General features: G+C 59.5%; 23 protein-coding genes. 16 read left to right on the top strand and 7 right to left on the bottom strand.

Features of this window, described 5'->3' with window-relative positions; all coding sequences use genetic code 11:
• Together ACZ2HM_RS19790 and ACZ2HM_RS19795 are read right to left on the bottom strand one after the other, a co-directional pair.
• Complete coding sequence (locus ACZ2HM_RS19790) at positions 1 to 2,394, bottom strand: TonB-dependent receptor (protein WP_470427301.1); 2,394 nt, start codon at positions 2,392 to 2,394, stop codon at positions 1 to 3.
• Positions 2,395 to 3,047: 653 nt separating this feature from the next.
• A complete protein-coding gene (locus tag ACZ2HM_RS19795; protein WP_470427302.1) occupies positions 3,048 to 3,947 on the bottom strand; it encodes a LysR family transcriptional regulator ArgP in 900 nt (299 codons plus the stop codon).
• A gap of 72 nt (positions 3,948 to 4,019) precedes the next feature.
• Between ACZ2HM_RS19795 and ACZ2HM_RS19800 the strand changes: the two genes are divergently transcribed.
• From ACZ2HM_RS19800 to ACZ2HM_RS19810, 3 genes are all read left to right on the top strand, one after another.
• Positions 4,020 to 4,640, top strand: a complete 621-nt coding sequence (locus ACZ2HM_RS19800) for a LysE/ArgO family amino acid transporter (protein ID WP_470427303.1) — start codon at positions 4,020 to 4,022, stop codon at positions 4,638 to 4,640.
• An 11-nt stretch (positions 4,641 to 4,651) separates the two neighbouring features.
• On the top strand, positions 4,652 to 5,290 hold the full coding sequence (locus tag ACZ2HM_RS19805) for an FMN-binding negative transcriptional regulator (protein WP_333974084.1): 639 nt from the start codon (positions 4,652 to 4,654) through the stop codon (positions 5,288 to 5,290).
• A 93-nt stretch (positions 5,291 to 5,383) separates the two neighbouring features.
• A complete protein-coding gene (locus ACZ2HM_RS19810; protein ID WP_333974086.1) occupies positions 5,384 to 6,475 on the top strand; it encodes a hypothetical protein in 1,092 nt (363 codons plus the stop codon).
• Between the two features lie 283 nt (positions 6,476 to 6,758).
• Here ACZ2HM_RS19810 and ACZ2HM_RS19815 read toward each other — a convergent pair whose 3' ends face one another.
• Positions 6,759 to 7,280: a hypothetical protein gene (locus ACZ2HM_RS19815; RefSeq protein WP_333974088.1), complete on the bottom strand. Its 522-nt coding sequence runs from the start codon at positions 7,278 to 7,280 to the stop codon at positions 6,759 to 6,761.
• A 3-nt stretch (positions 7,281 to 7,283) separates the two neighbouring features.
• Positions 7,284 to 7,553: a hypothetical protein gene (locus ACZ2HM_RS19820; RefSeq protein WP_333974089.1), complete on the bottom strand. Its 270-nt coding sequence runs from the start codon at positions 7,551 to 7,553 to the stop codon at positions 7,284 to 7,286.
• Positions 7,554 to 7,587: 34 nt separating this feature from the next.
• On the opposite strand from ACZ2HM_RS19820, the gene ACZ2HM_RS19825 reads away from it, so the two are divergent.
• From ACZ2HM_RS19825 to ACZ2HM_RS19835, 3 genes are all read left to right on the top strand, one after another.
• Positions 7,588 to 9,498 (top strand): PAS domain S-box protein, encoded by a 1,911-nt coding sequence (locus tag ACZ2HM_RS19825; RefSeq protein WP_333974090.1) that lies wholly within the window; start codon positions 7,588 to 7,590, stop codon positions 9,496 to 9,498.
• A 319-nt stretch (positions 9,499 to 9,817) separates the two neighbouring features.
• Entirely contained in the window at positions 9,818 to 10,912 is a 1,095-nt protein-coding gene (locus ACZ2HM_RS19830; RefSeq protein WP_333974092.1) for a glycosyltransferase family 4 protein, read from the top strand.
• Between the two features lie 8 nt (positions 10,913 to 10,920).
• Positions 10,921 to 13,137, top strand: coding sequence for an amylo-alpha-1,6-glucosidase (locus ACZ2HM_RS19835; RefSeq protein WP_333974094.1), 2,217 nt, complete (start codon positions 10,921 to 10,923; stop codon positions 13,135 to 13,137).
• A 573-nt stretch (positions 13,138 to 13,710) separates the two neighbouring features.
• On the opposite strand, the gene ACZ2HM_RS19840 is transcribed toward ACZ2HM_RS19835, so the two are convergent.
• A complete protein-coding gene (locus tag ACZ2HM_RS19840; RefSeq protein ID WP_333976817.1) occupies positions 13,711 to 14,589 on the bottom strand; it encodes an NAD(P)H-hydrate dehydratase in 879 nt (292 codons plus the stop codon).
• Positions 14,586 to 15,413 carry a histidine phosphatase family protein gene (locus ACZ2HM_RS19845; RefSeq protein WP_333976815.1) on the bottom strand — a complete coding sequence of 276 codons (828 nt, stop codon included), beginning with the start codon at positions 15,411 to 15,413 and terminating at the stop codon, positions 14,586 to 14,588. The genes ACZ2HM_RS19840 and ACZ2HM_RS19845 overlap by 4 nt, the downstream gene beginning before the upstream one ends.
• Before the next feature lie 220 nt (positions 15,414 to 15,633).
• Between ACZ2HM_RS19845 and ACZ2HM_RS19850 the strand changes: the two genes are divergently transcribed.
• The gene (locus tag ACZ2HM_RS19850; RefSeq protein ID WP_333976814.1) at positions 15,634 to 15,891 is read left to right on the top strand and encodes a DUF6894 family protein; all 258 of its coding nucleotides are present in this window, start codon (positions 15,634 to 15,636) and stop codon (positions 15,889 to 15,891) included.
• A gap of 73 nt (positions 15,892 to 15,964) precedes the next feature.
• Positions 15,965 to 16,747, top strand: a complete 783-nt coding sequence (locus tag ACZ2HM_RS19855) for a Crp/Fnr family transcriptional regulator (RefSeq protein WP_333976813.1) — start codon at positions 15,965 to 15,967, stop codon at positions 16,745 to 16,747.
• A gap of 163 nt (positions 16,748 to 16,910) precedes the next feature.
• Here ACZ2HM_RS19855 and ACZ2HM_RS19860 read toward each other — a convergent pair whose 3' ends face one another.
• Positions 16,911 to 18,110: an IS256 family transposase gene (locus ACZ2HM_RS19860; RefSeq protein WP_470427304.1), complete on the bottom strand. Its 1,200-nt coding sequence runs from the start codon at positions 18,108 to 18,110 to the stop codon at positions 16,911 to 16,913.
• Between the two features lie 593 nt (positions 18,111 to 18,703).
• Between ACZ2HM_RS19860 and istA the strand changes: the two genes are divergently transcribed.
• The 8 genes from istA to ACZ2HM_RS19900 all read left to right on the top strand — a co-directional run bounded on the left by istA (position 18,704) and on the right by ACZ2HM_RS19900 (position 26,248).
• Positions 18,704 to 20,206: an IS21 family transposase gene (gene istA / locus ACZ2HM_RS19865; RefSeq protein WP_130752824.1), complete on the top strand. Its 1,503-nt coding sequence runs from the start codon at positions 18,704 to 18,706 to the stop codon at positions 20,204 to 20,206.
• Positions 20,203 to 21,048, top strand: coding sequence for an IS21-like element helper ATPase IstB (gene istB / locus ACZ2HM_RS19870; RefSeq protein WP_019054274.1), 846 nt, complete (start codon positions 20,203 to 20,205; stop codon positions 21,046 to 21,048). Before istA ends, istB begins: the two co-directional genes overlap by 4 nt.
• A gap of 218 nt (positions 21,049 to 21,266) precedes the next feature.
• Positions 21,267 to 21,524: a hypothetical protein gene (locus tag ACZ2HM_RS19875; RefSeq protein WP_470427305.1), complete on the top strand. Its 258-nt coding sequence runs from the start codon at positions 21,267 to 21,269 to the stop codon at positions 21,522 to 21,524.
• A 45-nt stretch (positions 21,525 to 21,569) separates the two neighbouring features.
• A complete protein-coding gene (locus ACZ2HM_RS19880; protein ID WP_470427306.1) occupies positions 21,570 to 21,995 on the top strand; it encodes a hypothetical protein in 426 nt (141 codons plus the stop codon).
• 417 nt (positions 21,996 to 22,412) lie between these two features.
• Complete coding sequence (locus tag ACZ2HM_RS19885; protein WP_333975783.1) at positions 22,413 to 23,084, top strand: hypothetical protein; 672 nt, start codon at positions 22,413 to 22,415, stop codon at positions 23,082 to 23,084.
• Complete coding sequence (locus tag ACZ2HM_RS19890; RefSeq protein ID WP_333975785.1) at positions 23,081 to 24,472, top strand: 7-cyano-7-deazaguanine synthase; 1,392 nt, start codon at positions 23,081 to 23,083, stop codon at positions 24,470 to 24,472. The genes ACZ2HM_RS19885 and ACZ2HM_RS19890 overlap by 4 nt, the downstream gene beginning before the upstream one ends.
• Positions 24,460 to 25,641 (top strand): XRE family transcriptional regulator, encoded by a 1,182-nt coding sequence (locus ACZ2HM_RS19895; RefSeq protein WP_333975786.1) that lies wholly within the window; start codon positions 24,460 to 24,462, stop codon positions 25,639 to 25,641. The genes ACZ2HM_RS19890 and ACZ2HM_RS19895 overlap by 13 nt, the downstream gene beginning before the upstream one ends.
• Positions 25,616 to 26,248, top strand: coding sequence for a PIN domain-containing protein (locus ACZ2HM_RS19900; protein ID WP_470427307.1), 633 nt, complete (start codon positions 25,616 to 25,618; stop codon positions 26,246 to 26,248). Before ACZ2HM_RS19895 ends, ACZ2HM_RS19900 begins: the two co-directional genes overlap by 26 nt.
• Positions 26,249 to 26,288: the final 40 nt, after the last annotated feature.

Below are 26,288 nucleotides of genomic sequence, written 5' to 3' on the forward strand. Positions count from 1 at the left end.
TCATATTTTCGTGCGAAGGGTGATGCCGACCGTGCGGGGATCGCCTACCTGGCCGGTGATCAGGCCTGTGTTGGCCGGGCTGAGCGTTACGAAGTAATTTTTGTCAGTCAGGTTGCGTGCCCAGACGGACAGATCCCAGATCCCGTCGTCGGATCGCAGTCCGACGCGTGCGTTGAGCAGGCCGTAGCCCGGTGCGAGCGAGTAGCGGCTGTTGCTGACGGCGGTGTAGATCGACGAACGGTGCGAAAAATCGCCATGGGCATAGAGTTCTATCCCCCGGCTACCCCAGTTCCCGATCGGCTGCGCCACGTCCGCGCCCAACGTCCAGGTGAATTTCGGCACGCCTGCCAGCCGCGCACCGGACAGATCCTGCAACGATCCCAGATTCAGATTTTCGACCGCCTGCTGCGCGTTCCGGTAATCCAGATAGGTCGCATCGACATAAGCAGCGGAGGCCGACAGGCTGACCAGGCGAGTTGGCGCATAGGCCAGGTCCGCCTCAAACCCGCGCGATCGCACCTTGCCGGCATTGGCGATATATTGGCGGTAGGATACGGTGTTGGCGACTTGCTCGGTGATCGCAGTCTGATAATCGGTGATTTCAGTCCAGTAGCCGGCCAGATTGAGCGTTGCCTTGCGATCCAGAAACTGCGTCTTGGCGCCCAATTCGAAATGGTTCACCGTTTCTGGCTTCACATTGGGATCGACGCCGACCGGGATCACCGACAGGTTCAGGCCGCCCGATTTGCCGCCGTGGGAATAGGTAGCGTAAAGCAGGGCATCACCCGCGACCTTGTAGGACAGGTTGAGCAGGCCAGAGACATTGGCGTCGTCAAAGGCTGTCGTAAAGGATGCGACTGGTCCGAACTGATTGCGCAACGCTTGCGCTGTCGCGCGTTCGCTGGCGGACAGGGTGGACAGGTCTGCGCCCGACACGACATGCTGTTCGAATAGGCCCGCCTTCTTTTCATAAGTGTAGCGAAGGCCCGCCGTTACCTTGAACGCATCGCTGGCGTTCCAGGTCAGTTGACCGAACGCGGCATAGCTTTTCGTAGTTGGCTCGGAATAGCTTTCGACGCCATAATTGGCGATGGCTGCCTCCCGGACATTGGCGGCGACGCCTGGCAGATTATAAAGCGGCGCATCGACCCCAAAAGTAGTCGCCCCATAGCCGCGCACGGTCTGCCAGAAATAATAGAGACCCGCGACATAATCGATCGCGCGCTCACCGGTGGAGGCAATCCGCAACTCTTGGCTGAACTGGCGCTGGCGATTGGCCTGCTGGGCCTTGGTCAGCACCGACAGGCCGATGGCATCGCTATCGTTCGCCGGGTCCCAATCCCACCAGCGATAGGCAGTGACGGATGTCAGCGCGACGCCGCCCAAATCCCAGTCAACCTGACCCGATGCGCCATAGCCGCGCATATCGGCTTGGTAATGGGAATTGGCATCGGTCTTACGCGCGAAGGGATCGAAGGGCAGCGGCGTGTAGCCCGCTCGCGCCACACGCTGTTCGAAATTGTTCGGCAGCGCTGCGCCATTGTCATATTGGCTATAGCTACCCACCAGCAGGTTGACGCAGCAATTGAGCGTCTGTTTGGAGAAGTCGCCGATCAGCTTGATCGACAGCGCTTCGCTAGGGGTGGCCAGCAACTGCCCGCGCACGCTGAAATTGTCGTAATCGGACGCCTTCGTTCCCGTACGGACATTGTCGATGAAGCCGTCGCGATGCGTATCGGCAATGCTGATCCGCGCAGCGATCCTATCCGCGATCAACGGACCCGAAAGCGATCCACGCAGCTGATGAAAGCCATAGTCGCCCAGCGTCGCTTCGCCTGAAAACTCCGTCTCGAAACTGGGCGGGCGGGTGGAGATGTTGATCGCACCCGCCGTGGTGTTCTTGCCAAACAGCGTCCCCTGCGGCCCGCGCAGGATTTCGATCTGCTGCAAGTCCACCAGGTCGAATTGCGACTGGCCGACGCGCCCATAATAGACATTGTCGACATAGACACCGACACCATTTTCCAGCCCGTCATTGGTCAGCGAGACGTTGCTGCCAAGGCCGCGAATGTTGATGTTGGTATTGCGCGGATTATAGCTGAAAATCTGAAGGCTGGGCACCAATTGCTGGGCCTGGCCGAGCGAGAAATTGCCGGTCGCGGCGAGTTGATCTGCGCCGATGACGCTGAGCGCGATCGGCACGTCGTGCGCACTTTCGTCACGGCGGCGGGCCGTGACCGTGATCGCCGCTGCGTCTTCCTCTGCGGCAGCGGATTCAACCGGCAACACGGACTGGGCCAACGCGTCGTGCGGCGAAACCGTAACTAAAGCAGCGCTCGCAAGCATGGCGTGATGCAGCCCGAAATGCCGCGAGCGAGTGGAAATGGATGTCATGTCTTGTCCCTGATTTTTCTTATTACAATCCGCTCGCCGGATGGAGCGGGACGCGGATGTGGCCGTCATTGTTGATGATCATGCTGCCGAAGCTGGCGGCCTTTAAGGCATGCGCCTGCGCCTGCGCCTCCGGTGCTTGGACGATACAGGCGGCCGATCGCCACCGGTGCCCGTTGAACGGCACCGGTACGCCTTGTGAAACGGCGATGGCGGGTGAGCCGAAGGAGCGGCTGACCGCCGCGCTACGGTTTAAGTGGAAAGTTGGTAAGAGCGCATCGTTTCAACCCCATATTGGAAGGGGGGAACACGATCCCTGGCGTGGACGCCCTGGCACCGTGCGCTTTAGCCGTTGGTATCGCGGAGCAAGCTGCATCCCATCAAAAGCCGCGGGTCAGACGCTGATGTTGTCATCGGGTACGGCGACCAACCGCAGCCCTTTCAAGCAATCTCTACTTAATTCATAGACAGTGTTCGGTCATGTGAGTTTTGCTTTGCCCGTGACAATCTGACCTATCCTCGGGGTTGCCGGAACGACGGTTCTCATGCTCCGGCGGCTACCAAGGTTTTGCTCATAGCTAAATCAGGCTGACGTCGACCCTCATGAGACATTCATGACCGACTTTTTCGTTCCCGATTCCGGTCAGTCTGCTTCTTCATGTCGCTACGGGATAGAGATGCTGCTCGGCGACATTCCTCACAGCCTCGGTCATGGTCTGAAGGGCTTGTGCATGGAGACGGGATACTGTCCAGAATAGCGGGACGTCCATTGTGTCTCCCGGCACCAATTCGATCAGCGTCCCTGCGTCGATACGCGGTTTTGCCAATGTTTTCGGTTGAAGGCCCCAACCAAGACCGGCGCAGGCGAGATCGAGAAATCCCTGTGTCGATGGAATCCAGTGCGTTGGTGCATTCAGGTCCGCGCCGAAGGCGGCTTTAGCCCACCTTCCCTGTAGCTGGTCTTTTCTGTTGAAGCGCATGACTGGCGCTATGTTAAGACTGTCTTTGTCGATCCCGGTCGGGAAATATCGACCGACAAAATCCGGGCTGGCACAAGCGACATAGCTGAGTGATCCCAGTGCAATCGTCCTGCATCCTGCAACGGGTTCCGGGTCGGACGTAACGACAGCAAGCACTTCTCCGGTCCGCAGACGATCGGCCGTGTGCCCTTCATCCTCAAGCGTCAATTCCACCAGCATCCCGGTCGTTCGGGCAAAGTCCGCCATGGCATATGCAAACCATGTCGCAAGGCTGTCCGCATTGACCGCAATGCTCAAGGATGGGCGGGCGCTATCCTGCATGCCATTGGCAAAACTCATCGGAAGGTCTGCTTCAAGCAGACGCACTTTGTCGAAATGCGCGCATAACGCCCGGCCCTGCTCTGTCGCCGTACAAGGCTGCCCACGAACGACGAGGGCGATTCCCAACCGCTCTTCAAATCCCCTGACCCGCTGAGAAACCGCCGAGGGGGTGATCTTGAGCAGAGCGGCGGCTTTTTCGAAGCTGCCTTCGCGCACGACGGCAGCGACAGCCGCAAGGGAGGGATAATCCAGCATGATGAAGCATTGCTTCATCGGGGTTAGAATAACAAGTTATGCTAAGCTTCGGTAATGCGGGATAAGGAGAGAATGACCAACATGTTCGCTCCCTTTCTCTCCGGCTTCCTGCTGTCTGCGGCATTGATCATGGCTATCGGGGCCCAGAACCTGTTTGTGCTCCGACAGGGGCTCAAGCGCGAGCATGTTGGGCCAGTCGTCCTTTTCTGCGGCAGCGCAGACGCTCTGCTGATATTGGCGGGCGTTGCAGGCGTCGGTGCCTTTCTGGCAGCTGTCCCGCAATTGACGCTCTTTTTAACAATCGGCGGAGCGGCCTTTTTGGGCTGGTACGGCTTCAAAGCATTGCGACGCATGGCCGCACCGGAGACTATGGCAGTAGCTTCAAACGGCAGCATAAGCCTTGGCGGGGCGATTGCCGCGACAGCTGGCTTCACCTTTCTTAATCCGCACGTCCATCTTGATACGGTCTTGCTGATGGGCGCGGCAGGGTCGGCTCAGCCCGCTGCCCTGCGACCGATCTTTGTCGCAGGGGCCGTTTCAGCCAGTTTCACATGGTTCGCCGCGCTGGGCTACGGTGCCCGCTTGCTTGTGCCGCTGTTCGCCCGTCCCATGGCCTGGCGCGTGCTGGATGCTATCGTGGGGATCACCATGCTTTCGCTTGCGACATCCTTGCTGATGCGCACCTTCGGTTGACGGGTCGCGCCATGTATCGGCCTTCCGCCTTCCGCGAAGATCGCATCGAAATCCTGCATCAGGCGATCGTTGCCTATCCGCTCGCCATGCTCGTGACATCGGGAGCTTGCGGCATCAGCGCCAACCTCATTCCTTTCACGCTGCATTCCGACGCTGGCGAAAGAGGGGTGCTGAAGGCACATCTGGCGAAAGCAAATTCGCAGCTTGCGGACCTTCGTGTGGGCACTGAAGCGCTGGTGATCTTTCAGGGACCGCAAGCCTATGTCTCGCCGTCCTGGTATCCCACCAAGCGGCTGCATGGCAAAGTCGTTCCGACCTGGAATTATGTCATGGTGCAGGCAAGAGGGCGGCCCGTCATCATTGACGATCCCGACTGGCTCAGGATGCAGATCGATGCTCTGACCGGGCAGCAGGAGCAATATCGACCCGAGCCGTGGTCCGTCACTGATGCGCCAGCATCCTATATTGAGGGCCAGCTTAAAGGCATCACCGGCATCGAAATCTCGATCGACCGGATGGAGGGTAAGTGGAAGGCCAGCCAAAACCATCCGGCCTCGAACAAAGCTGGCGTGATTGACGGATTGATGGCCCAGAACCCGCTCTTGCCGATGGCTTTGATCATGCACAGCCTGGCCGACAGCAAGGCATGAAATCCTCACCCTTTCAGGCGAATTACGTCGAATGACCCATGGTGCCAATGCACCTCTTCGCTATCATTTTTCTCTCATCGTCGGGAATCCTGCATGACACGCTGGCCGCTCATTTCTTCCGCCGTTTTACTCGCCGTGGTAATGGTCGCGCGTGGAGACGCCGTGCCAACAAAGAAGTCGGCCTGGAATGGCACCGCAGCAGCAGCCTATCTGGACAATCGTCTCACCTGGTGGCGTCAATGGCCCAAGGCTGAGCGGGACCATGGCACGCGCTGTGTATCCTGCCACACCTCGTTGCCGCATGTCCTCGCCATGCCCTCGCTCCGCAGCCAGTCAGGCAAGCAGAGGCAAAGCGTCGATGAGATGGGAATGTTCGATGACGTGGTTAAGCGCGTCTATCTTTGGGATGAAGTCGAACCCTTCTATCCCGACCAGACACGCGGCGTACCCAAGTCGGCGGAATCGCGCGGGGTCGAAGCCGTTCTTAACGCGCTGATACTGGCGACGCGGGATCAGGAACGCGGCCACCTCGGACCCGACACGCGACAGGCCTTCGCCCACATGTGGGGCGTGCAGATGAAGGCGGGCGATCAGAAGGGCGGCTTTACCTGGCTCAACTTCCGTTTGGAACCCTTCGAATCCCCGACAGCCACCTATTGGGGGGCGACGTTGGCCGCGCTGGCTGTCGCGCGTGCGCCCGATGGGTATGCAGCCGATCCGGCGGTTGCTCCGCAGATTGATGCGCTGCGCGCCTATCTGCGAACAGGCATCGGCGGCTCGCTTTATTCCCGCGCACTTATCCTGTGGGCTGACAGCCAGCTTGGCGGCGTATTGCCGCCGGATCAGCGAAGCAAAGTGATTTCGGAATTGGTCGCATCCCAGCGAGCGGACGGCGGATGGAATTTACCAAGCCTGTCGACCTGGCAGAGGATCGACGGCTCCAGCCTGCCGCAAGAGAGCGACGGATATGCCACCGCCGTAGTAGCGGTTATTCTGCGTGAAGCAGGAGGCGTGACCAGCGCGGCCGCGCTCATGAAGGCGCAGACTTGGCTGGCTGCTCATCAGGACAAGGACGGCTCTGTCACGGCAAAGTCAATCAACAAGGACCGCAAGCCTGGGACGGACGCCTATCTCTTCATGACCGACGAAGCGACCGGCATGGCTGCACTTGCCATGCGCCGGTAGAGATCGACAGGCATAGGTCGACCCTTCACGGACGCCTAGCCGCCGATTCTCATTGCCTGACAGCCGACTGTCCGCTTTCTTCAACCACGCGCCAAGACCGAATATTCCTGCTTAAGCGCAATGATCAAATCTCCGCGGACGTGTCCGTCGTCAGAACGATCACGGTACTATCGAGCACGCTTTGGTCTTGGTGCGTGACGTTTGAGGGTTTCATCTCGATCATCGCTACTTGTCGCATCACAAAAAATTGGCCGGTGAGAATGACGCACCGGCCCTGGTTCGCCTAGAGGGTGGCGGACGATACCCGCGAAGAGTTATGCCCACCATTGCGGTATAATACATCACGAGCACGTTCTGTATCGACTGCGGTTCCGCTTACAGTCACGATTACGCCGCCGTCCTTGAGGCGACCGCCATAATATTTGGCATCTTCCTCATTGACGCCATGCTTGGTCAGCACCTCGTTAAGCGTGCCAGTCAGAGCGCCAATGCCGGCTCCAATGGCTATTGCCTCAGGCACAGCAGTGGCTGCGATAGCTCCCGCAGCGACGAGAGGGCCAACGCCGGGAATTGCAAGCGCCGCGACGCCCAGCCCTGCCCCCAGAGCACCACCGCCAAGAATGCCGCGAAGCACATTACGATGATGCTCATCGGTGATTTCACCGTCGCCGGACGTAGCGGTAGTGGTACCCCCGTGGTGTGCGATAACAGAAAGATCGGCATCGCTGACGCCGGCGGTCCGAAGTTCCGATACTGCGCGCTCGGCTTCTGCATGACTGTTAAAAATCGCTGATGCTTGTACCATGATTTATCCTCTCAGTGCCGGCCGCCATTTGCGATTGCGGTCAGAACCCCGGCCAAGCCTCCTCGTTCCAGTTGCGCGATCTTTTCCTGCAACGCCCTTCTTCCTGTTCGCGACGACAGGCTCGTCGACGTCACGAATAATCACGTCCGCAACTTCAGTACCGTCATTTGCGCCGCCTTTGGCGTCCGGATCGCTGTGCAGGTTGATGCGGCGAGCTGCTATTTGATACCGCGCTTGATAATCGCGAATGATACGATATGCACTTAAGTCCATATTGACCAGCCGGGGGGCTTGGTGAGGACATATTTTGACGCCTTCTCCTATGCTCGCGGCCGCTGAAGCCAAATTTCAGCTTCTGGTTGATGCCGTCACAGATTACGCGTTGTATATGCTCGATTTGGAAGGCCGGGTCGCGACATGGAATAGCGGTGCGTATAAGGCCAAGGGCTATACGGCTGAGGAAATCGTCGGCCGGCATTTTTCCTGCTTTTTCACGGCTGAGGATAGAGCGTCCGACCTTCCAAAACGCGCATTGCGTTTAGCGGCAGAGGAAGGTCGCTTTGAGGCGGAAGGCTGGCGAGTCCGAAAGGACGGCAGCCTTTTCTTCGCCAACTCCATCATCGAACCGATACGCGACGCTGCCGGCCAACTGGTCGGCTACGCAAAGATAAGTCGCGACATCACCAAAAGGCGCGAACGGGAGCAGGCGCTTTTTCAGGCCGAGCAACGCTTCGGCCTCCTTGTGCAGGGCGTGAAGGACTGCGCCATCTACATGCTCGACACGCAGGGTATCATAACCAACTGGAACACGGGCGCACAGGCTATCAAGGGCTATGATGCCGACGAGGTGGTGGGGAAACATTTCTCCATATTCTACACCGCTGACGACCGCATCGCGGGAACACCTGAAAAGGCTTTGGCCACGGCCCTGGCCCATGGCAAATATGAGACCGACGCCTGGCGTGTCCGCAAGGACGGATCGCTTTTCTGGGCCAATGTCCTGCTCGATCCCATCCATGATGAGAGTGGCAAACATGTCGGCTTTGCCAAGATCACCAGGGATATCACCGAGAAGCGGAAAGCGCAGGAACAACTGGAGGAAACGCGCGGCGCGCTGCTACAGGCACAAAAGCTCCAGGCGATCGGTGAACTGACTGGCGGGGTAGCGCATGATTTCAACAATCTGCTGACCGTGATATCCGGGGCGGCGGAGATGCTGCGAAAGCCGGACCTGCCCGAGGAGAAACGGGCCCGCTATATCGATAATATAGCCACGACCGTTGAGCGTGCTTCGACCCTTACCAGTCATCTCCTGACGTTCAGCCGCCGTCGGGCAATCCGGCCCGAGGTCATCGATCTCAATGTCCACCTCGACGCGTGGGGCGAGGTCCTTTCGCGGTCGCTAGGCAGCGGGGTCACGCTTTCTGTCAAGGCGGCTGCCGCAAAGGCTCATGTAGAAGTCGACCCCACCGAGTTAGAGACAGCGATACTGAACGCGGCAGTCAACGCGCGAGACGCGATGCCCAAGGGGGGCAACCTTCTCATTGAGACGCGCGACGCTGCATATGAAGGGCAACCGGCGGTAGCTATCGATATCACGGATACCGGCAGCGGCATGTCGGCAGAAACCATCGCCCGCGTTTTCGAGCCATTCTTTACCACCAAGCCGATAGGCGAGGGAACAGGGTTGGGATTATCGCAAATCCACGGCTTTGCGGCACAGGCTGGCGGGGTCGCAGAAATCCACTCACGCATCGACGTGGGCACGACACTCACCATCATCCTGCCCAAGGTAGACAGGACGCCGACCGCCAATCAACCACGAGGCGAACTGGCACCCATTCCACCCGGTGTCAGGGTTCTTCTTGTTGAGGACAATATGCAGGTTCTTCAATTTGCCGAGCAGCTACTGCAGGATCTCGGCTGTACTGTCGATTGCGCCGGCAATGCTGCCGAGGCTCTGGCGCTTCTCCAAGAACGATCGTTCGATCTTGTATTTACAGACATCGTCATGCCGGGGCTTAGCGGTATCGATCTTGCCCGGCAATTGCATATCCGAGCACCGGAATTGCCTGTGCTGCTCGCCACCGGCCATAGTGAGCAGCTGGTCGGCGAGGGCGCCGCATCATCGATGGTACTATTGAAACCCTATGGTGCGGAAACGCTGAGCGCGGCTATTCGACAGCTTCTCGATCCTTCTGGCACCCTTGGGGAATAAAGATCAAGTCAGACCAATCCGACTTCCAAGAGACGGGCAATAGGGGGTTCGCGCAGCGTGGAGCGGCGCAATGTTATCCACACCGCCAGGAAAATGCAGTGGTCACGCTTCAGATCATTGGATCGCTAGCCGAGGGTAATGCTGCTGCATGACTGGCGGTTGGCGTGGCCATTCGCATTTATTCTCCCCAGGTCAGCGATGCAGAAATGAGACGAAAGATTTTCGTGCATGAAACTCGCGCGCGTTTGGAGGCTTGTAGCGATGCAGCCTGCCGCAAATAGGGGGACGGAGGCTCCACTCGTTTGAGAGGAACGTCTGTATGAAGATTGCGCAAATCGCCCCGTTAGCTGAAAGCGTGCCTCCAAAGCTTTATGGTGGCACCGAGCGTATCGTGTCTTATCTGACCGAAGAACTGGTTCGCCAGGGTCACGATGTCACCCTGTTCGCCAGCGGCGATTCGGAGACCAGCGCCAAGTTGGTGCCGATCACGGACATGGCGTTGCGCCTCAACCCCGCTGTGGTCGACACCATCCCCTATCATATGATGATGTTGGAGCAGGTCCGCCGCCGCGCCGACGAGTTCGACGCCCTGCATTTCCATATCGACATGTTGCATTTGCCGATGGTGCAGGATTTCATTGGGCGCACCGTGACCACACTACACGGTCGGCTTGACCTTCCCGATCTGCCGCCATTTTACCGCACCTTTGCCAACCACAGTCTCGTGTCGATCTCCGATCATCAGCGCCTGCCTATGCCGCCGGTCAATTGGGGCGGGACTATCTATCACGGCCTGCCAGCCGACCTGCTGGCGCCGCGCTTGGACGCAGGCGAGGATTATCTTGCCTTTCTTGGGCGTATCTCGCCGGAAAAGCGGCCGGATCGCGCGATCCGCATAGCGGCGCGCTCTGGCCTCAAACTCAAGATCGCCGCCAAGATCGATGCCGTCGATCGCGGGTATTGGGAGCGGGAAATCGCACCGTTGGTGGACAATTATCCCAATGTCGAATTCATCGGCGAAATCAACGAACAGCAGAAAGTTCACTTTCTCGGCCAGGCAGCCGCGCTGCTGTTTCCGATTGACTGGCCCGAGCCCTTCGGGCTGGTGATGATCGAAGCGATGGCGTGCGCCACGCCGGTCATCGCCTTCCGCTGCGGATCCGTCCCCGAAATAATCGAGCATGGCGTGTCCGGCTTCATCGTCGAGAGCGAGGACGAAGCGATACTCGCCGTTGCGGCCCTGCCCGATCTCGACCGGCGACGGGTACGTGGCGCATTCGACGCACGTTTCACGGCGCAGCGGATGGCGGCGGACTATGTTACATTGTACCACCGTTTGCCTGGCGCACGTACCCAGGCGGCAAGGCTGCGTCGCCAGCGAGGCGTAGAAGCTGAATTGCAGATCGTCGCATAGGAAAAGCCATGAACCTGAGCCAGCCTCAGCCCGCGATGCCGGGCATCGCCGGAGGAGAGGCGCTGTCCCAGGCGCAAACCCAGTTTTTCATCCCGGCGACGGCCTCGCTACATGAGCGCAGGCCGCGCACGCTTAAACATGGCGACAGCTTTGCCGTGTTCGATCATAGCGGCGACGCGATTTCCGGGCACGGTAGTCCAGAAGGGTTTTATCATCGCGATACCCGGCACCTCTCCCACCTCTATCTCACGATCAATGCGATGCGGCCGATCCTCCTTAGTTCTGCGCTGCGGGACGATAATGCGATGTTGACCTGTGACCTGACCAATCCAGATTTCTTTGGGGACGATGGCCAGGTAGCCGTGGAACATGACCTCATTCACCTGCGTCGCTCGCGATTCCTTTGGGAAGATGCGTTGTACGAACGCCTCTCTATCCGAAACTTCGACACAGAAACGCGCCAGGTCAGCATCGACCTGAGCTTCGCAGCGGACTTTGCTGACCTGTTCGAAATACGTGGCATGACGCGCCTGCGCCGGGGGACGATGCGCGAACCGCAGATCGGTTTGTCTGACGTACTGCTCGGCTATCTCGGACGCGACGACCGCGAACGGGAGACGCACCTGCATTTCGATCCGATGCCCAATGATTTAACCGACACCCATGCGCGGTTCGACGTGACCGTGCCCCCAGGCGAGCGCTGCGCGTTGTTTACCCGCATCTCCTGCAGGAAGGTAGAGGCGGTGGAGGGGCTCCCGAAGCAGTTCCTCAAGTCGCTGCGCGAGGCGATGGAGGCGCTGCGGGCGGCGCGCAAGCGCGGCGCGACGCTGCATTCGTCCAACGACCTGTTCAACGAGGTTGCCCGCCGATCGGTCGCGGACATTTCGATGCTGTCGACCGACACTGAATATGGCCCCTATCCCTATGCGGGCATTCCCTGGTTCAGTACCGTTTTTGGCCGCGACGCGATCATCACCGCGCTCGAAACCCTGTGGATGGACCCGGCGATCAGCCGCGGCGTGCTGGGTTATCTCGCCGCGCATCAGGCCACCAGCTTCGATCCGACGGCCGACGCCGAACCCGGCAAGATATTGCACGAAGTGCGCCATGGCGAAATGGCGGAACTGGGAGAGGTGCCGTTCCGCCATTATTATGGCAGCATAGACTCCACGCCCCTATTCGTGATGCTGGCGGGCGCTTACCTGGAGCGGACAGGCGACGCCGCCTTCCTGACGACCATCTTGCCACATATCGAAGCGGCGCTCGCCTGGATCGACATCCATGGCGATCGCGATGGCGACGGCTTTGTCGAATATGGTCGCCTGACCGACCAGGGCCTGCAAAATCAGGGCTGGAAGGACAGCCACGACTCCATCTTTCACGCCGACGGCACGCTCGCGCGCGGGCCGATCGCCCTCGCGGAGGTGCAGGCCTATGTCTATGGTGCCTGGCAGGCGGCTGAGGCGCTGTTCAGCGAAATCGGCAACCATGCGGGCGCGGCCGACTATCGCGATCGCGCGGCACAGCTGCGCGATCGGTTCGATGCCGCTTTCTTCGATGCGGCGCTGGGCACTTATGTCCTCGCGCTAGACGGCGACAAACAACCCTGCCGCGTGCGGTCCTCCAATGCCGGCCATGCCCTCTATACCGGGCTCGCGCGTGAGGAACGGGTGGAGGCTGTCGTCCGCACGTTGATGGCGCCCGCCTCCTTCTCGGGCTGGGGCGTGCGCACCATCGCCTCGACCGAGAAGCGCTATAATCCGATGAGCTATCATAATGGCTCCATCTGGCCCCACGACAATGCGCTGATCGCCGGCGGCTTCGCGCGCTATGGCTACCAGCGGGAAGCCGCGCAGATATTCGAGGGGCTTTTCGCCGCCGCCACCTATGTCGACATGATGCGTCTCCCCGAACTTTTCTGCGGCTTTCCGCGCCGCCGGTCACAGGGGCCGACCTTTTATCCGGTGGCCTGCAGTCCGCAGGCTTGGTCGGCAGCTGCGCCGCTCGCGCTTATCCAGTCGAGCCTGGGACTAAAGTTCGATGTCCCGGCGGCACAGATATCCTTTCACCAACCGACGCTGCCGAGTTTCCTCCAAAGCCTTATCATCAGGGATCTGAGCATCGGCAGCGACAAAGTTGATATCATGTTCGATCGTCTGGGTGATCAGGTCGTGGTCAAACCTATGAAGCATGGTGGTGGCGCTCGTATAATGACGATTGCATAATGGTGGTCTTGAGGACCGGCCTAAATTTCGCGCGTTTGTCCGCTAAGGAATGAAGGGGACTGACGTCTGGGCCAACGAGTTGCCTGGTATCGTTGGCATGCCAACGGTAGCGGCAGTCGATGGTTCATTGATGATCCCGCGGGGGTGCCCGTAATCCCGATCGCCCGAATGTCACCGACGCGGCAGCGCACGGCGGTCTATGAGGATCAGGCACCGCTTGCACCCTAAACACAAATATTAAGAGGGACGAGAGTCGTGATCTTTGCGTCTGCCGTGTGGCGAAGGTGTTTAAGCCAACCTATGGTTGGTGGGCACATGCAACATAGGCCGCCACCTGTGACGTACGCTGGCGACAATTTGGAACTACGCGATCCGTTCAGAAGTGTCGTTGCGCATATCGATCTTTGTACGAACTTTGAAAGGCTGATTTTCCGGTCCCTGCTGAGTACGTTCGCTTTTCGTTGGCGCACCAATTCGCGGTTGTTTGCGCTTTAGCAATCGGTGCCGGCTCCTTGCACCCGCAAGGAGCCGGCCGAACTAAATCGGCACGTTGGTAAGGGTTCTCGGCAGTTGTCAGAGGGTTTCGAGCAGGCGGGGTATCCGTGGCAATAATTCGCGGGCGAGAAAGCCGATGGGACCAATCTCGCTCGCGGCAAGTTGGCCAGCGGCTCCATGTATCGCAACGGCCCAGGCTACCGCTACGAAGGGTGAGGTTCCCCGGGCGATCAGACCGCCGATGATGCCGGCAAGGACATCGCCCGATCCACCAATGCCTAGCCCGGGACAACCACCGGTGAAATGCAATATCGGGGTGCCCGGCCCGCCGATCCAAGTTTCAGGCCCCTTAAGCGCGACAAAAGCGCCTGTCTGACATATTATATCCGATAGCATCTGCGCAGGATCACCCGCGACGGCATGGCGATCACATCCCATCAGCCGGGCCACCTCACCATGATGAGGTGTAAGAATGAGCGGCAACTTCGCAGCGGCTATCGCAAGTTCACATGGATCGGCGCAGGTCAACGCCGCAGCATCCAGCAGTAGGGCCGGTGGTGACAGGGACAGGAGGCCGCGAACGATTGGGCCCGTGTCGCTGGTAGCGCTCATACCAGGCCCGACCAGCAGCACGTCGCACAGCGGCACAAGATCGGCGAGCACAGTAACGCCCTCCAGCGCGATTTCGCCGTCCTCGCGCATCGGCAGACCCACCATAGCAGCTTCCGGGATCAATACGCCTAGAGGCGACGCGACCGCCTCTACAGTCGCCATCTGTAATTTTCCTGCGCCCGCGCGCAACGCCGCTTCGCCCGTCAGGGCAAGGGCTCCGGGAACAAAGCGCGCACCGCCCACCAGAAGGATGCGACCCCTGCTATTCTTGTCGCTACCACTCTCGATCTTGGGTAGCGGATGAGCGGCGCGCCAATCCCCATCAAGAGCAATTATTTCGGTCATCCCCTGGCAACAGCGGGGCGATCGGGCGCATCGGTTACTGGCACAGCCCGCACATTATCGGGCGCCACTACATTATAGCGCTCGAGAACCAGATTGCCGCGCCGCCCGGCGTGCGGATCGAAGCGGTACTCGGTGACAGAGCAGTTGGCGACATCCTCCTGCCTATCGATATCCAGAATCTGTGCCTCATCCATATTTTCGATAATATAACGCAGGCACAGGACAACGACCTGATGCGCAAAGATGATGACCCTTTGACCCGCATAGTGAAGAGATACTGTATCCATGAGCGCACGGAGACGAAAGACGACATCACACCAACTCTCACCCCCTGGCGGACGGTGATAGAATTTCCCGAGCGTCTGCCGAAACGCCGCCTGCTGTGGCTCAAATTTCGTCACCCCACCGGTCGTAAGGCCGTCAAGGATCCCGAACTCCTTCTCCCGCAACCGCTCGTCGATGCAGACAGGTTCGTCTAACGCAGCGCCGCCCTCGCCCCTAAATAGCTTGGCCGTCTGAATGGCCCTGCGATAGGGCGAGGAGAGGATCACATCAGGAAGCTGGCCTGGTCCGCGACGCGCAAACCAATGACCAAGCGACTTCGCTTGTTCCTCGCCCAAGGCACTGAGCGGAACGTCGACATCTCTCCCTTCCAATGCGATGCGATCAAGTGCGGCTTCATGGGCAGCGTCGCGGGCGACATTCCCAGCACTTTGCCCATGCCGAACGATCCATAGGTGAGAGGGCCAAGGCGGATGCTGATCATTCATGGCGAGATCAATGCCTTCGACATCTTCCAGTTCCTCTAATATGTCGATTGCCATCTTTTCCGCGCCATTTAGCACCGGACGCCGGACGACCCGGGCGTCTACAATCTTACTGCGAACCCCTTATCCGACTGCGGTCTAGGACGCCGTGGTGGCAGCTTGGCTATTGCCAACCTACAGGACCTTATCATCTCTCAGGCGGCAAGCGTTGATCCACGTTATCCAAATTTGTCTCCGGTCTGCCGGAACGGGTAACAAAGTCAGGTATTATCGAGGCATGCCACGCTATCATCTCAATCTGTTCAACAGCGCCGACACCTATGATGAGGACGGTCGTGACTTCGAGGATCTAGCCGCCGCGAAAGAGGAAGCGATACGAAGCTCCCGCGATCTGATGGCCGAACATGTCAAAGCCGGTGAACCCATCGATCTTGGTCATCGTATTGAGGTAGCAGATGATGCGGGGAAGGTTTTGGCCACCATCGATTTCCGGGAGCTAATCACCATAACCGACAGCAAGGCTGCTGCGGCCTAGCGACAAACCCGAGCCCTGGATCTCGAGTAGAGACCAGAATTGGCATATTGTGAGTCAACAGAGGGCGAAGGGCGTGCAGTACGAGCAAATCGGCGGACTTAAACATTTACCAGACCTTGGTCTTTTCGTTCAACGTCTGTTGGCGCGGTCGCGTCTTACCGAAGAAGAACAGCACGCTATCATGGCGCTGCCGACCTACGAGATGGAGGTGCGTGCCAGGCAGGATTTTGTGCCACTTGGCGAAGAGACGGATTATTGTTGCTATATCGCGTCTGGCCTTGTCGCACGGGTTGGTCAGGTAAAAAACGGTTCGCGGCAAACTACCGCACTTCATATACCAGGCGACATGGCAGATCTTCATTCCGCGGTTCGACCTATAGGGATCGGCGGTCTGACCGCGTTGACAGACACGTTGATCCTGCGCGTACCTCACGCCGCCGTTCGGACGTTAGGTAGAGATTTTCCAGCCATTGCAGAGGCATTCTGGAGGGACTGCATATTGGATGCTGCCATTCTTATGCAGTGGGCGGTCAATCTCGGCAGAAAAGACGCGCGGTCAAGGCTCGCTCACATTCTGTGCGAGCTGGCGATCCGATACGGTGGCGGACGTGGATATCCGCTTTTGGAATTTGATCTGCCGATGGTCCAGGAGCAGCTGGGCGATGCAGCCGCTCTGACGTCTGTCCATGTAAACCGGAGTCTTAAAACCCTGCGACAGGAACGCCTGGTTACGGTTAGGGGTGGTATCGTCCAGATTCATGACTGGCAACGTCTCATGCAGGCAGGTGAGTTCGACCCAACCTACCTTGTCAACGACACCTTCCCTGACAGACAGAAACGTCTTGTATTTCAGTAGCGCGCTATCGGCTCTTCGTCATTGATTGGGAGCGGAAGCTGTGGGCAACTTTCGAAGCGAGGTGGCCCATCTTGATAGCGAGATTGGCTATGCCGATCGTGCCCCACAACGTGGTGTAGGTTCGCTGGCGTTGTCACAGCGACCTCCGGCTAAGCCGGATTGATCATGCTGCCATGGCTGGCAACGTGTTGATGGGATTATCGCTTAATCCTGAGACGCTCTCAAGTGTCATGTAGCGGCAGCGTTGGACGGCCCATTCGTCGTTCTGTTCCAGAAGGATAGCGCCGACGAGACGGGTAATCGCCTCTTCGTTGGGGAAGATGCCGACAACATCAGTACGCCGCTTGATCTCGCCATTGAGGCGCTCGATTGGATTGTTGCTGTGAAGCTTGGTGCGGTGCTGGGCAGGGAAGGTCATATAAGCCAGCACATCCTCCTCGGCGATGTCCATCAGTGCGGCGAGTTTCGGCACGGTGGGGCGCAGTTGATCGGCGACGCTACGCCATTGGGCCTTTGCGGCCTCTGGCGTTTCCTGAGCGAAGGCGGTGGCGATGAACGCCGACACGACCCGGCGCCCACTCTTGCCAGCATGCGCCAGCGCATTGCGCATAAAATGAACCCGGCATCGTTGCCAGGTGGCGCTGAACACTTTGGCGACGGAAGCTTTTATGCCTTCATGGGAATCTGAGATCACCAGCTTCACGCCGCGCAGACCGCGACGAGCAAGGCTGCGCAGAAACTCGGTCCAGAAGACCTCCGCTTCGGAATGACCGATCGCCATGCCGAGCACTTGGCGCCGGCCATCGCTGTTGACGCCGACGGCGATGATGACGGCGACCGAGACAATGCGGCCAGCCCGCCGCACTTTAATGTAGGTCGCGTCCATCCAAAGATAGGGCCAGTCTCCTTCGATCGGACGATCGAGAAAAGCCTTCACCCGCTCGTCGATCTCCACGCACAGTCGGCTGACCTGGCTCTTTGAAATCCCACTCATGCCCATGGCTTTGACCAGATCGTCCACAGAGCGGGTCGAGATCCCCTGGATATAAGCTTCCTGGATGACGGCCGTCAGTGCCTTCTCTGCCATACGGCGGGGCTCCAGAAACCCTGGAAAATATGTTCCCTTGCGCAGCTTGGGGATCCGCAGCTCGACCGTGCCTGCTCGCGTCTCCCAGTCCCGATCCCGATAGCCGTTGCGCTGCGCGAGACGCTCGGGATCCTTATCGCCATAGGCCGCGCCCGTAAGGTCGCCCACTTCCAGCTCCATCAGCCGCTGCGCGGCAAAGCCGATCATATCGCGTAGAAAATCGCCGTCGGCTGTCTTCCCAACCAGGGCGTGCAGGTCCATCTTGTCATTGGTCATCGGTGGTCTCCGTAAGTTGAGTCTCGCAACCCAAACTTATCCGAAGTTCGCCGGTGACCACCCGCGAAACTGACCGACCGCTACAGCGCTTTATCGATGAGCGCGCGTCCGGTCAGCTTCGCTACCCTCAAAACCTACACCACGCACCGGGACACGACCGCTATGCCCATGCGCCGATGACTGCGCTCGGTGAAGCGTTCGGGACAAAGCGAAGATCACGAACTCAGGCGGGATTCGAGCCACTCTCACCTTTCAGCGATTAAATTTCGTTATCGGTCAGCACACCATCGGTTATTGGGTGCCTTCGGACGATCTCTGACCTTTAACCGGCAGGTCTATCAGCAATAGGACTTTCGCCGAAATCAGGTGATACGGATCGCCTAAATAGCTTTCTGTACCGGTTGAGTGCCGCGCGACAATCAGGATGAGAGAGCAGCGTCAATCAAGATGAGAATCGCCACCTGCTGATGCGGCGTAGGGCGTAGCCCGGAGCCGGATCAGCAGGTGGCGATGTCGCCCTTTCCGGGGCGTTTCTGATGGTTGCGGCCGGTCAGGTATTCAAAGGCATAACTTCGCGAGAGGGGATGTCGTTCATGCCGGGCCGCCACGTCAACGATCATCAGATGAGGCTCTACATGAAGCTCCGACATACCCATGCCGTTCCGATCGCCGCCGCCAAGGCCAGTATCAGCACGGCGACCGGATATCGCATCGAGGGAGATCCTCGGCTTCCCTCGCAAAGGCAGGTCCAGCGAGAACGGCGACGCCCGGACCCGTTAGCCGGGATCTTCGACGAGGATGTTGTTCCCATGCTCCAGGCTGCGCCTGGTTTGCGGTCAGTGGCGATTTTCGAGGAGATATGTCGCCGTCACCCTGAGCTTGATGGGCGCATCCGGCGCACATTGGAGCGAAGGATCCGAACATGGCGGGCGATCCATGGTCCCGAGCAGGAAGTGATCTTCCGGCAGGTGCATGAACCGGGACGGCTTGGCCTGTCGGACTTCACCGAGATGAGCGATGAGCACGTAACGATCGTCGGCGTGCCGCTCGATCATCGCCTCTACCATTTTCGGCTGATATGGTCGGGCTTCGAACACGTCCATGTCATTCTGGGCGGCGAGAGCTATGTCGCGCTTGCAGAAGGGTTGCAAAACGCCCTGTGGGCCGTCGGCGGTGCCCCGGTTGAGCATCGCAGCGATAGCCTGTCGGCCGCGTTCCGCAACTTGGACGCCGATGCCCGGCAAGATCTGACGCTGCGATATGACGCGCTGTGCGAACATTATGGCATGACGCCGACGCGCAACAACCGCGGCGTTGCCCATGAGAATGGCGGGATCGAGAGTCCGCATGGGCATTTGAAGGCAGCAATAAAGGACGCGCTGCTGATGCGTGGTTCGCGAGACTTCGATGATCTGGCGAGTTACCGGCACTTCATCGACGAAGTCGTCAGCCGCAAGAACCGGCGCAACGGCCCACGCATAGACGCCGAACGTGCGGTATTGCAGCCTCTGCCTGGTGCGCGCACCAGCGATTATGAGGAGACGATCGTCACGGTCACCTCCACCAGCAGCTTCACGCTTCGCAAGGTGTTCTATACCGTGCCCTCACGGCTGATCGGGCATCGGCTGCGCGTTCGGCTTTACGATGATCGCCTCGATCTGTTCATCGGCGGCACTCACCTCATGACATTGCCGCGGGGGCGGTCGTTCAATAACGGCTCCCACGGGCATGTGGTCGATTATCGGCACGTCATCCATAGCCTGCGGCGCAAACCCATGGCGCTCCTGAAGTTGGTTTATCGTGACCAGCTCTTCCCAAGGGAGCCTTATCGTCAGACCTTCGACCGGCTCATCGCCGCATTGCCTGAACGGATCGCTTGTCGGCAGATGGTAGAACTGTTGGCAATGGCGCACGAAAGAGCCTGCGAGGCCGAACTCGCGGAACTCCTGGCAGCCGACGTGGCTGCTAACCGTCTCCCCGACATGGATGCCTTACGAATACGCTTCGCTCCCGATCCGGCGGCGCTTCCCGACGTGGTGGTGGAACTGGTCCCCCTGGTCACCTATGATGTTCTCCTGGCGGGAGAAGCCGCATGAGCCGGAACGCACCCGCTATCGACGCCCAGCGTCTGAGCCTCATCCTCAACGACCTGCGCCTGCCAGCAATCAAACTGATCTGGCCCGACTTTACCACGCGGGCAGACAAGGAAGGCTGGCCTGGTGCCCGTTTGCTTGCGGCGCTCGCCGAGCATGAGATCGCAGAACGGGACAGACGCCGGATCGAAAGGCATCTGGGCGAAGCCCGCCTGCCACCCGGCAAGACTCTCGACAGCTTCGCCTTCGATGCAGTGCCAATGATCTCCCGCGCCCGGGTGACGGCGCTGTGTTCTGGTGATGGCTGGCTCGAAAAAGGCGCAAACCTCATCTTCTTTGGTCCACCGGGTGGGGGTAAAACCCATCTGGCAGCCGCAATCGGCCTCGCGCTGATCGAAAATGGCTGGCGCGTCCTGTTCACCCGCACTTCCGATCTGGTCCAGAAACTCCAGGTCGCCCGCCGTGAACTGGCGCTCGAAGCTGCGATAGCCAAACTCGACAAATATCACCTGCTGATCCTCGACGACCTTGCATATGTGACCAAGGATCAGGCCGAAACGTCCGTCCTGTTCGAGTTGATCAGCGCACGGTACGAACGGCGTTCCACCCTCATCACCGCCAACCAGCCTTTTGGTGAATGGAATCGGGTCTTCCCCGATCCCGCCATGACGCTCGCCGCCGTGGATCGCCTCGTTCACCACGCGACAATCTTCGAGATGAATGTCGAGAGCTACCGCCGTCGCTCGGCGATCCAGCGACAATCACGCGCTGGTCGGCCACCGACCTTCGCGACAATCAAGTCCAACGAGGAAATGTCGCGCAGCGACAATCAAACCTGCGAGTAGCGCTTGCCAGCGTCAATCAAAGCAGGCACCACTTGAAAACCGCGACGATCAGTTCTCATCCTGATTGACGGAAACTTCTCATCCAGATCGCCGCGCCATAGGTTGAGCCTCGCCTTCTCTTGCGTTAGCTTCATCACTAGATGGCGTGGAGGTCACAGATGGCAACTTTGGCTGAACCGCTACCTGGATATGGGCGGGATGACCGGTTCTTTTTGACGATGGCGATCGCGATGGCTTTGACCATCGTTGCGGGCTTTTGCCTTCAGGCGGCGACAGGTCGCTCGACGTTTGGCGCGCCGCCGCTTGTCCACCTTCACGCCTTCATCTTCTTCGGTTGGGTGGTGCTGTTCGTCTTCCAAAACCTCCTTGTCACCCGGGGCTCGATCGCTCTTCACCGGCGGCTCGGTTGGGTAGGCGCTTGGTGGGCCAGCGCCATGGTTCTGGTCGGCATATATACGACCATAGAAATGACGTGAAATGCAGCCACGCCGTTTTTCTTCCTTCCCGCATATTTTCTTGTCATGAACATCCTATCGATCCTCTGCTTTGGCGGATTGGTCGTCGTGGGGATATCGATGCGCAAGCGGACCGAATGGCACCGGCGTTTGATGTTTTGCGCCATGGCAATCCTGACCGGACCAGCCTTTGGTCGCCTTTTGCCGATGCCGCTGCTTGTCCCATATGCAGAATGGGGCGTTTTCGTCGCAGTGATGCTGTGGCAGTTGATTGCGATCGTTGCGGATCGTCGCCGCCGAGGCCACGTCCATCCGGCATTGTGGTGGGGCACAGTTACCATCATCCTCATGCAGGTATCGATGACTTTGATGGCGCATAGCGTGATAGGCCTCAAGCTATACGCCGTGAGCACCTCGGGTCATCGCGGCGCGGCAGTCCCACCACTTGCTTTCCCGATGCCGCCATCAGGCCCTTTGATTACGGGTCGGTAGAAGGACAGTGTTGACGTACGCATTTTTGAAAAGCGATGGAAATTTACGGGGGCCTAATCCCACAGGCTAAGTAAGCCGCTGCACGATCGACCCTTTTTTGCCTTTCAGCACCATGTTTCCACTCCCCAAAACCAGACATTCTCCGCAGTTGGGTCAACGACGGGAAGGGCCGTTTGCGGACTAGCAGGTTTCAGCATGCAAAGAGCCATAGCCGACATATCTTGAACCCAGAACAAGCGGGGCTCAGTTCGCTCCCATCAACCGGCGCCCCACGCTGGATAAATCTGACGAATACGTCTCGCCACTCGTGCTATTATGGGAAAGCCGTCTGGCGCCTGTTATCGACTTTGGCAGCGACAGCCGACCAAACGTGCCTGACCTTCAAACCTCTGCTGTGGCCTCCTGCATCAACCGGTCATGCCCGTCAGCTACCAGAACAGAAAAATGTCAGGTTATCCACAAATTGATATTGACAATGTCAGATCATCGCATCATTTAAAGTGCAGGGAGCACGATTCGATGAGCGATGGCCCGTACAAATCTCTTCCGATGAAGCCTCGTTGGCGGCATGCAGCAAAGTGCGCTTACAAGGAGGCGTTCTCCCAAGACGAAATCGTCGAAAGCGTGACACGCGCGTCACACGCCGACTGGCGCGCCGAAGTCCGGCAGGCACTTGTTGTGTCGGTTACTTCCGTTGTTTCTCCTTTGGGGCAGCAGACGCTCTTCGCGGACCAAGTTCTGGCAGATCTCGGCGTGCTCCGGCGCGGCTGCGCCTCGCCGCTGGAGGCGTCTTTCGTGCGCAACGCGATCGATGCCGTAGCAACCGGACGCACTGGCGGCGAGGCCGTCCAATTCGCCGCCGAGGAAGCACTCTCCGACCGCCTGCTTTGCAATTACCGTCAGGTCGAAGAGCACATCCGCCGTGACGACAGCATCCGTAACGCGGAGTTCGTGCGCAACCGCTTCGAGGCGGCGCACGGCCAAATCGATCTGTCTGTTCTGGCGCGTGCCGCACTGCGGACGGGCGAGCAGCTGACGCGCCGCACCCGCGCCCAATTCACCGATCTCGACGCTGGAGTTCCGCTATGACCGCCCGTACCTATCATGCCTCACGCGAGACCGCGTTCGTGGTCGATGCGGTTGAGCTTGACGCGGACGTTCGCGACGGCGCGATCGCCGCCAACATCGGGTCCGCAATCAATCTCTCAATCGCTGGACTCGAGAGCTATTTCTATACCAGCTGGCGTCCAGAACTTGTCGACCTTCTCGTCATCGCGGCTGCTGTCGAATATTGTGATCTCAGCCTCAAACGCCCAGCGTGGGGCTGGGCGCGGTCCTTCGACCTGCGTGTCGCCGTCCATTCGCTCGATCGTTGGGAGGATTCCGCAGTCCACAATGCACTTGAGGATGCTCTTTCCTTCCTAACGGGCGATCAGTGGATCGTCAGCTTCGTGCAACGCATGTGCGACATAGAGCGCGTGGGACAGGACTCTCTCGGCTTCGACGTGCGCGACCGCGTGATCATGCCGTATAGCGACGGTGTGGATTCCCGCGCTGTTTCGGCGCTCGTCGATGATGCCGAAAAGGGCGGGCTCGTGCGCGTTCGCCTCGGCATCAGGGGCGCCGACACTCACTCCAAAGATCCTCGCGAACGCCGCTTCATGTCGGTGCCCTATCAGGTGCGTTTCGATGTCGGCCAACGGGTCGAATCGTCGGCGCGGTCGCGGGGTTTCAAATTCGCGGTGATTACAGGCATCGCTGCGGCGCTCGCCAACGTAGAGCGGATCGTAGTGACCGAGAGCGGTCAGGGCGCCCTTGGCCCGATCCTCGTCACCGTGGGGCAAAGCCACCCCGACTATCGGGTCCATCCCGCCTTTACCCGTCGGGTCGAAGCGCTGTTCGAAGCCTTGACCGGCAAGGCGCCGCGTTACGAGTATCCACGCATCTGGTCGACCAAGGGCGAGACCGTCACAGCGGCGCAGAAGCTCACGCAGCCGCCCAACTGGGCGAACACCCGCTCGTGCTGGCAGGGTGCCCGGCAGGTAAGCTTCGAGCGCAAGCGCCGGCAATGCGGTATCTGCGCTGCCTGCATGTTGCGTCGCCTCAGCATGCATGCGGCCGGCGTTAAGGAGCCTGCTGCCAACTATATCTGGGAGGACCTGTCCGCCCCCGAGATCGAGAAAGGCGCGGTCGCGGGCTTCACACTGATGACCCCGTCGCTCTGCGAACATGCCATCGCCGGTGTACTGCACCTCGACCATCTGGCCTCGCTCTCCGGTTCTGCCATCCATCGTCGCGCGGTTGCCCGCGTCGCCCGCGAAACTGCCGATGCCCTCAGGATGTCGTCGGCCGAGGCTGAGGCGAAGCTGTTGGCGTTGCTTGCGCGCCATCGCGCCGAATGGCTCGCGTTCCAAGAGAGTCTTGGGCCGCATTCCTTCGTCGCCAAGCTCGCGCAGGTCTCGCCGTGGCAGCGGTGACAGGCAGCCTGGCCCCGGAAGCGCTTGGAGAGCTGCTGCGTGACGCTAGGGAGAATGCGAAGCTGACCCAGGCCGCGGCGGCACAGGCACTGAATGTCGCGCGCACTACGCTAGTCGCCATCGAGCAAGGACAGCGCCGCGCGCGCCTTGAAGAACTTCAGAAGCTTGCTGCCCTGTATCGCGTCTCACTCAATGTGCTGCTGCGCCAGAGCAGTGCCAAGGTTGATTTGCGCCCCCGCTTCCGGCGAACCGGTGAAGGCGATGCAGAAGTCGAAGAGGCCGTCGCTTTGCTTAACAGCCTCGTCCAGGCGGAGCTGGAACTGGAAAACCTGCTCGGTATCAAGCGTGCGCGCAACGACCCGCCGGAGCGCCCCCTGCTGCCCGGCAACGTCTTACTCCAAGCCGAACAGGATGCGAGCGAGCTGCGCCAGTGGCTAGGACTTGGCATGGCACCGGTCCACGATATGGTCAGCCTACTGGAAGTCCAACTGGGCGCGCGCATCTTCGTCCGGCAGTTGCCGGCCCGGATTTCGGGGCTCTATGCCTTCGACGAAGTTGCCGGTGCTTGCATTCTGTTGAACGCGTTGCATCCTCGCGACCGGCGCACGCAGACCGGGGCACATGAGACCGGCCACTTCATTTCCACCCGCCGCGCACCGGATGCGCTTTATGCGGATTCGGCTGAAGCATCGCGGGAAGAGCGCTACGCTAACGCTTTCGCGCGCTGCTTTTTAACGCCCGCCCGAGCGGTTGCCGCCCGCTTTCAGGATGTCACTGCCGGTGCCGCGCGGCTCACTCGCCGCCATATCATTCTTCTTTCACACGCCTTCGGTGTGTCGCGCGAAGCAATGGTACGGAGACTCGAGGAACTCGGCCTTACTAAATCCGGCACTTGGGACTGGTTTAAGGAGCACGGCGGCATCACGGACGAGCAAGCACGCGAAGTGCTAGGCGACGCGATACCACCCGATCCAGCTAAGACCGACGCCGCACGGCAAGTGTCGATGCGCATGAGCCTCCTTGCGAGTGAAGCGTGGCGGCGCGGTCTTCTGAGCGAGGGGCAGTTGGCGCGCCTTCTTCATATCGACCGCGTCGAGGCGCGCGAGATGATCGATGAATTTGAAGCTGAAGGAGCGGTAGACGATGAGTCGCCAATCCTCCTGGCTTGAGCGGGCGGCATCGCTCGTCGGCGATGCCAGCGTCTGGATCAACCTCGTCGCGACGGGCTGCGCCGAGGACATTCTCCGATCGTCGCCGGCGGAACTCGTCATCACGACGACCGCGCTCGGCGAGCTTGAGAATGGGCGCGCGAAAGGTCGGCAAACCGCCACCGAGGTTGCGAGGCTGATCGAGGTAGGTTTGATCCGCGAGGTTTCGCTCAGTTCTACCGACGAAGCTGTGTTTCTGGACCTCGTCGCTGGTCCGACAAGCCTCACACTTGATGATGGCGAGGCGGCAACAATCGCATATGCCCTCGGTTCGGGAGCGGGCGCGCTGATCGATGAGCGTAAAGCCACCGACTTGTGCGCAGACCGCTATCCGGCGCTTATCGTCATGAGCACGACGGATCTGCTTCTTGCCGATCCCATCGTGTCGTCCTTTCAGGCCGATGGTCTCAGAGAATGTTTGTTCCTTGCGCTGACGGTCGCACGCATGCGTGTCCCGGAGCGCCATCTTGCTGGCGTCTGTGAACTCCTAGGACCGGATCGTTGCCGAGAGTGCCGCAGCCTGCCCGCGGCATGGCGGCAATCGGAGACTTCGCGCTTGACCGGCTAATTTCATGACTTGCGCCGGATGGGGCAAAATCGCACTAATA

Source organism: Sphingobium sp. KKT206, from assembly GCF_055640555.1.

Excerpts from the sequence above, each read along its gene's own strand:
- ACZ2HM_RS19790 (WP_470427301.1), bottom strand. The coding sequence starts at position 2,394 with ATGACATCCATTTCCACTCGCTCGCGGCATTTCGGGCTGCATCACGCC.
- ACZ2HM_RS19795 (WP_470427302.1), bottom strand. The coding sequence starts at position 3,947 with ATGCTGGATTATCCCTCCCTTGCGGCTGTCGCTGCCGTCGTGCGCGAA.
- ACZ2HM_RS19800 (WP_470427303.1), top strand. The coding sequence starts at position 4,020 with ATGACCAACATGTTCGCTCCCTTTCTCTCCGGCTTCCTGCTGTCTGCG.
- ACZ2HM_RS19805 (WP_333974084.1), top strand. The coding sequence starts at position 4,652 with ATGTATCGGCCTTCCGCCTTCCGCGAAGATCGCATCGAAATCCTGCAT.
- ACZ2HM_RS19810 (WP_333974086.1), top strand. The coding sequence starts at position 5,384 with ATGACACGCTGGCCGCTCATTTCTTCCGCCGTTTTACTCGCCGTGGTA.
- ACZ2HM_RS19815 (WP_333974088.1), bottom strand. The coding sequence starts at position 7,280 with ATGGTACAAGCATCAGCGATTTTTAACAGTCATGCAGAAGCCGAGCGC.
- ACZ2HM_RS19820 (WP_333974089.1), bottom strand. The coding sequence starts at position 7,553 with ATGGACTTAAGTGCATATCGTATCATTCGCGATTATCAAGCGCGGTAT.
- ACZ2HM_RS19830 (WP_333974092.1), top strand. The coding sequence starts at position 9,818 with ATGAAGATTGCGCAAATCGCCCCGTTAGCTGAAAGCGTGCCTCCAAAG.
- ACZ2HM_RS19835 (WP_333974094.1), top strand. The coding sequence starts at position 10,921 with ATGAACCTGAGCCAGCCTCAGCCCGCGATGCCGGGCATCGCCGGAGGA.
- ACZ2HM_RS19840 (WP_333976817.1), bottom strand. The coding sequence starts at position 14,589 with ATGACCGAAATAATTGCTCTTGATGGGGATTGGCGCGCCGCTCATCCG.
- ACZ2HM_RS19845 (WP_333976815.1), bottom strand. The coding sequence starts at position 15,413 with ATGGCAATCGACATATTAGAGGAACTGGAAGATGTCGAAGGCATTGAT.
- ACZ2HM_RS19850 (WP_333976814.1), top strand. The coding sequence starts at position 15,634 with ATGCCACGCTATCATCTCAATCTGTTCAACAGCGCCGACACCTATGAT.
- ACZ2HM_RS19860 (WP_470427304.1), bottom strand. The coding sequence starts at position 18,110 with ATGACCAATGACAAGATGGACCTGCACGCCCTGGTTGGGAAGACAGCC.
- istA (WP_130752824.1), top strand. The coding sequence starts at position 18,704 with ATGCCGGGCCGCCACGTCAACGATCATCAGATGAGGCTCTACATGAAG.
- istB (WP_019054274.1), top strand. The coding sequence starts at position 20,203 with ATGAGCCGGAACGCACCCGCTATCGACGCCCAGCGTCTGAGCCTCATC.
- ACZ2HM_RS19875 (WP_470427305.1), top strand. The coding sequence starts at position 21,267 with ATGGCGATCGCGATGGCTTTGACCATCGTTGCGGGCTTTTGCCTTCAG.
- ACZ2HM_RS19880 (WP_470427306.1), top strand. The coding sequence starts at position 21,570 with ATGAACATCCTATCGATCCTCTGCTTTGGCGGATTGGTCGTCGTGGGG.
- ACZ2HM_RS19885 (WP_333975783.1), top strand. The coding sequence starts at position 22,413 with ATGCCCGTCAGCTACCAGAACAGAAAAATGTCAGGTTATCCACAAATT.
- ACZ2HM_RS19890 (WP_333975785.1), top strand. The coding sequence starts at position 23,081 with ATGACCGCCCGTACCTATCATGCCTCACGCGAGACCGCGTTCGTGGTC.
- ACZ2HM_RS19900 (WP_470427307.1), top strand. The coding sequence starts at position 25,616 with ATGAGTCGCCAATCCTCCTGGCTTGAGCGGGCGGCATCGCTCGTCGGC.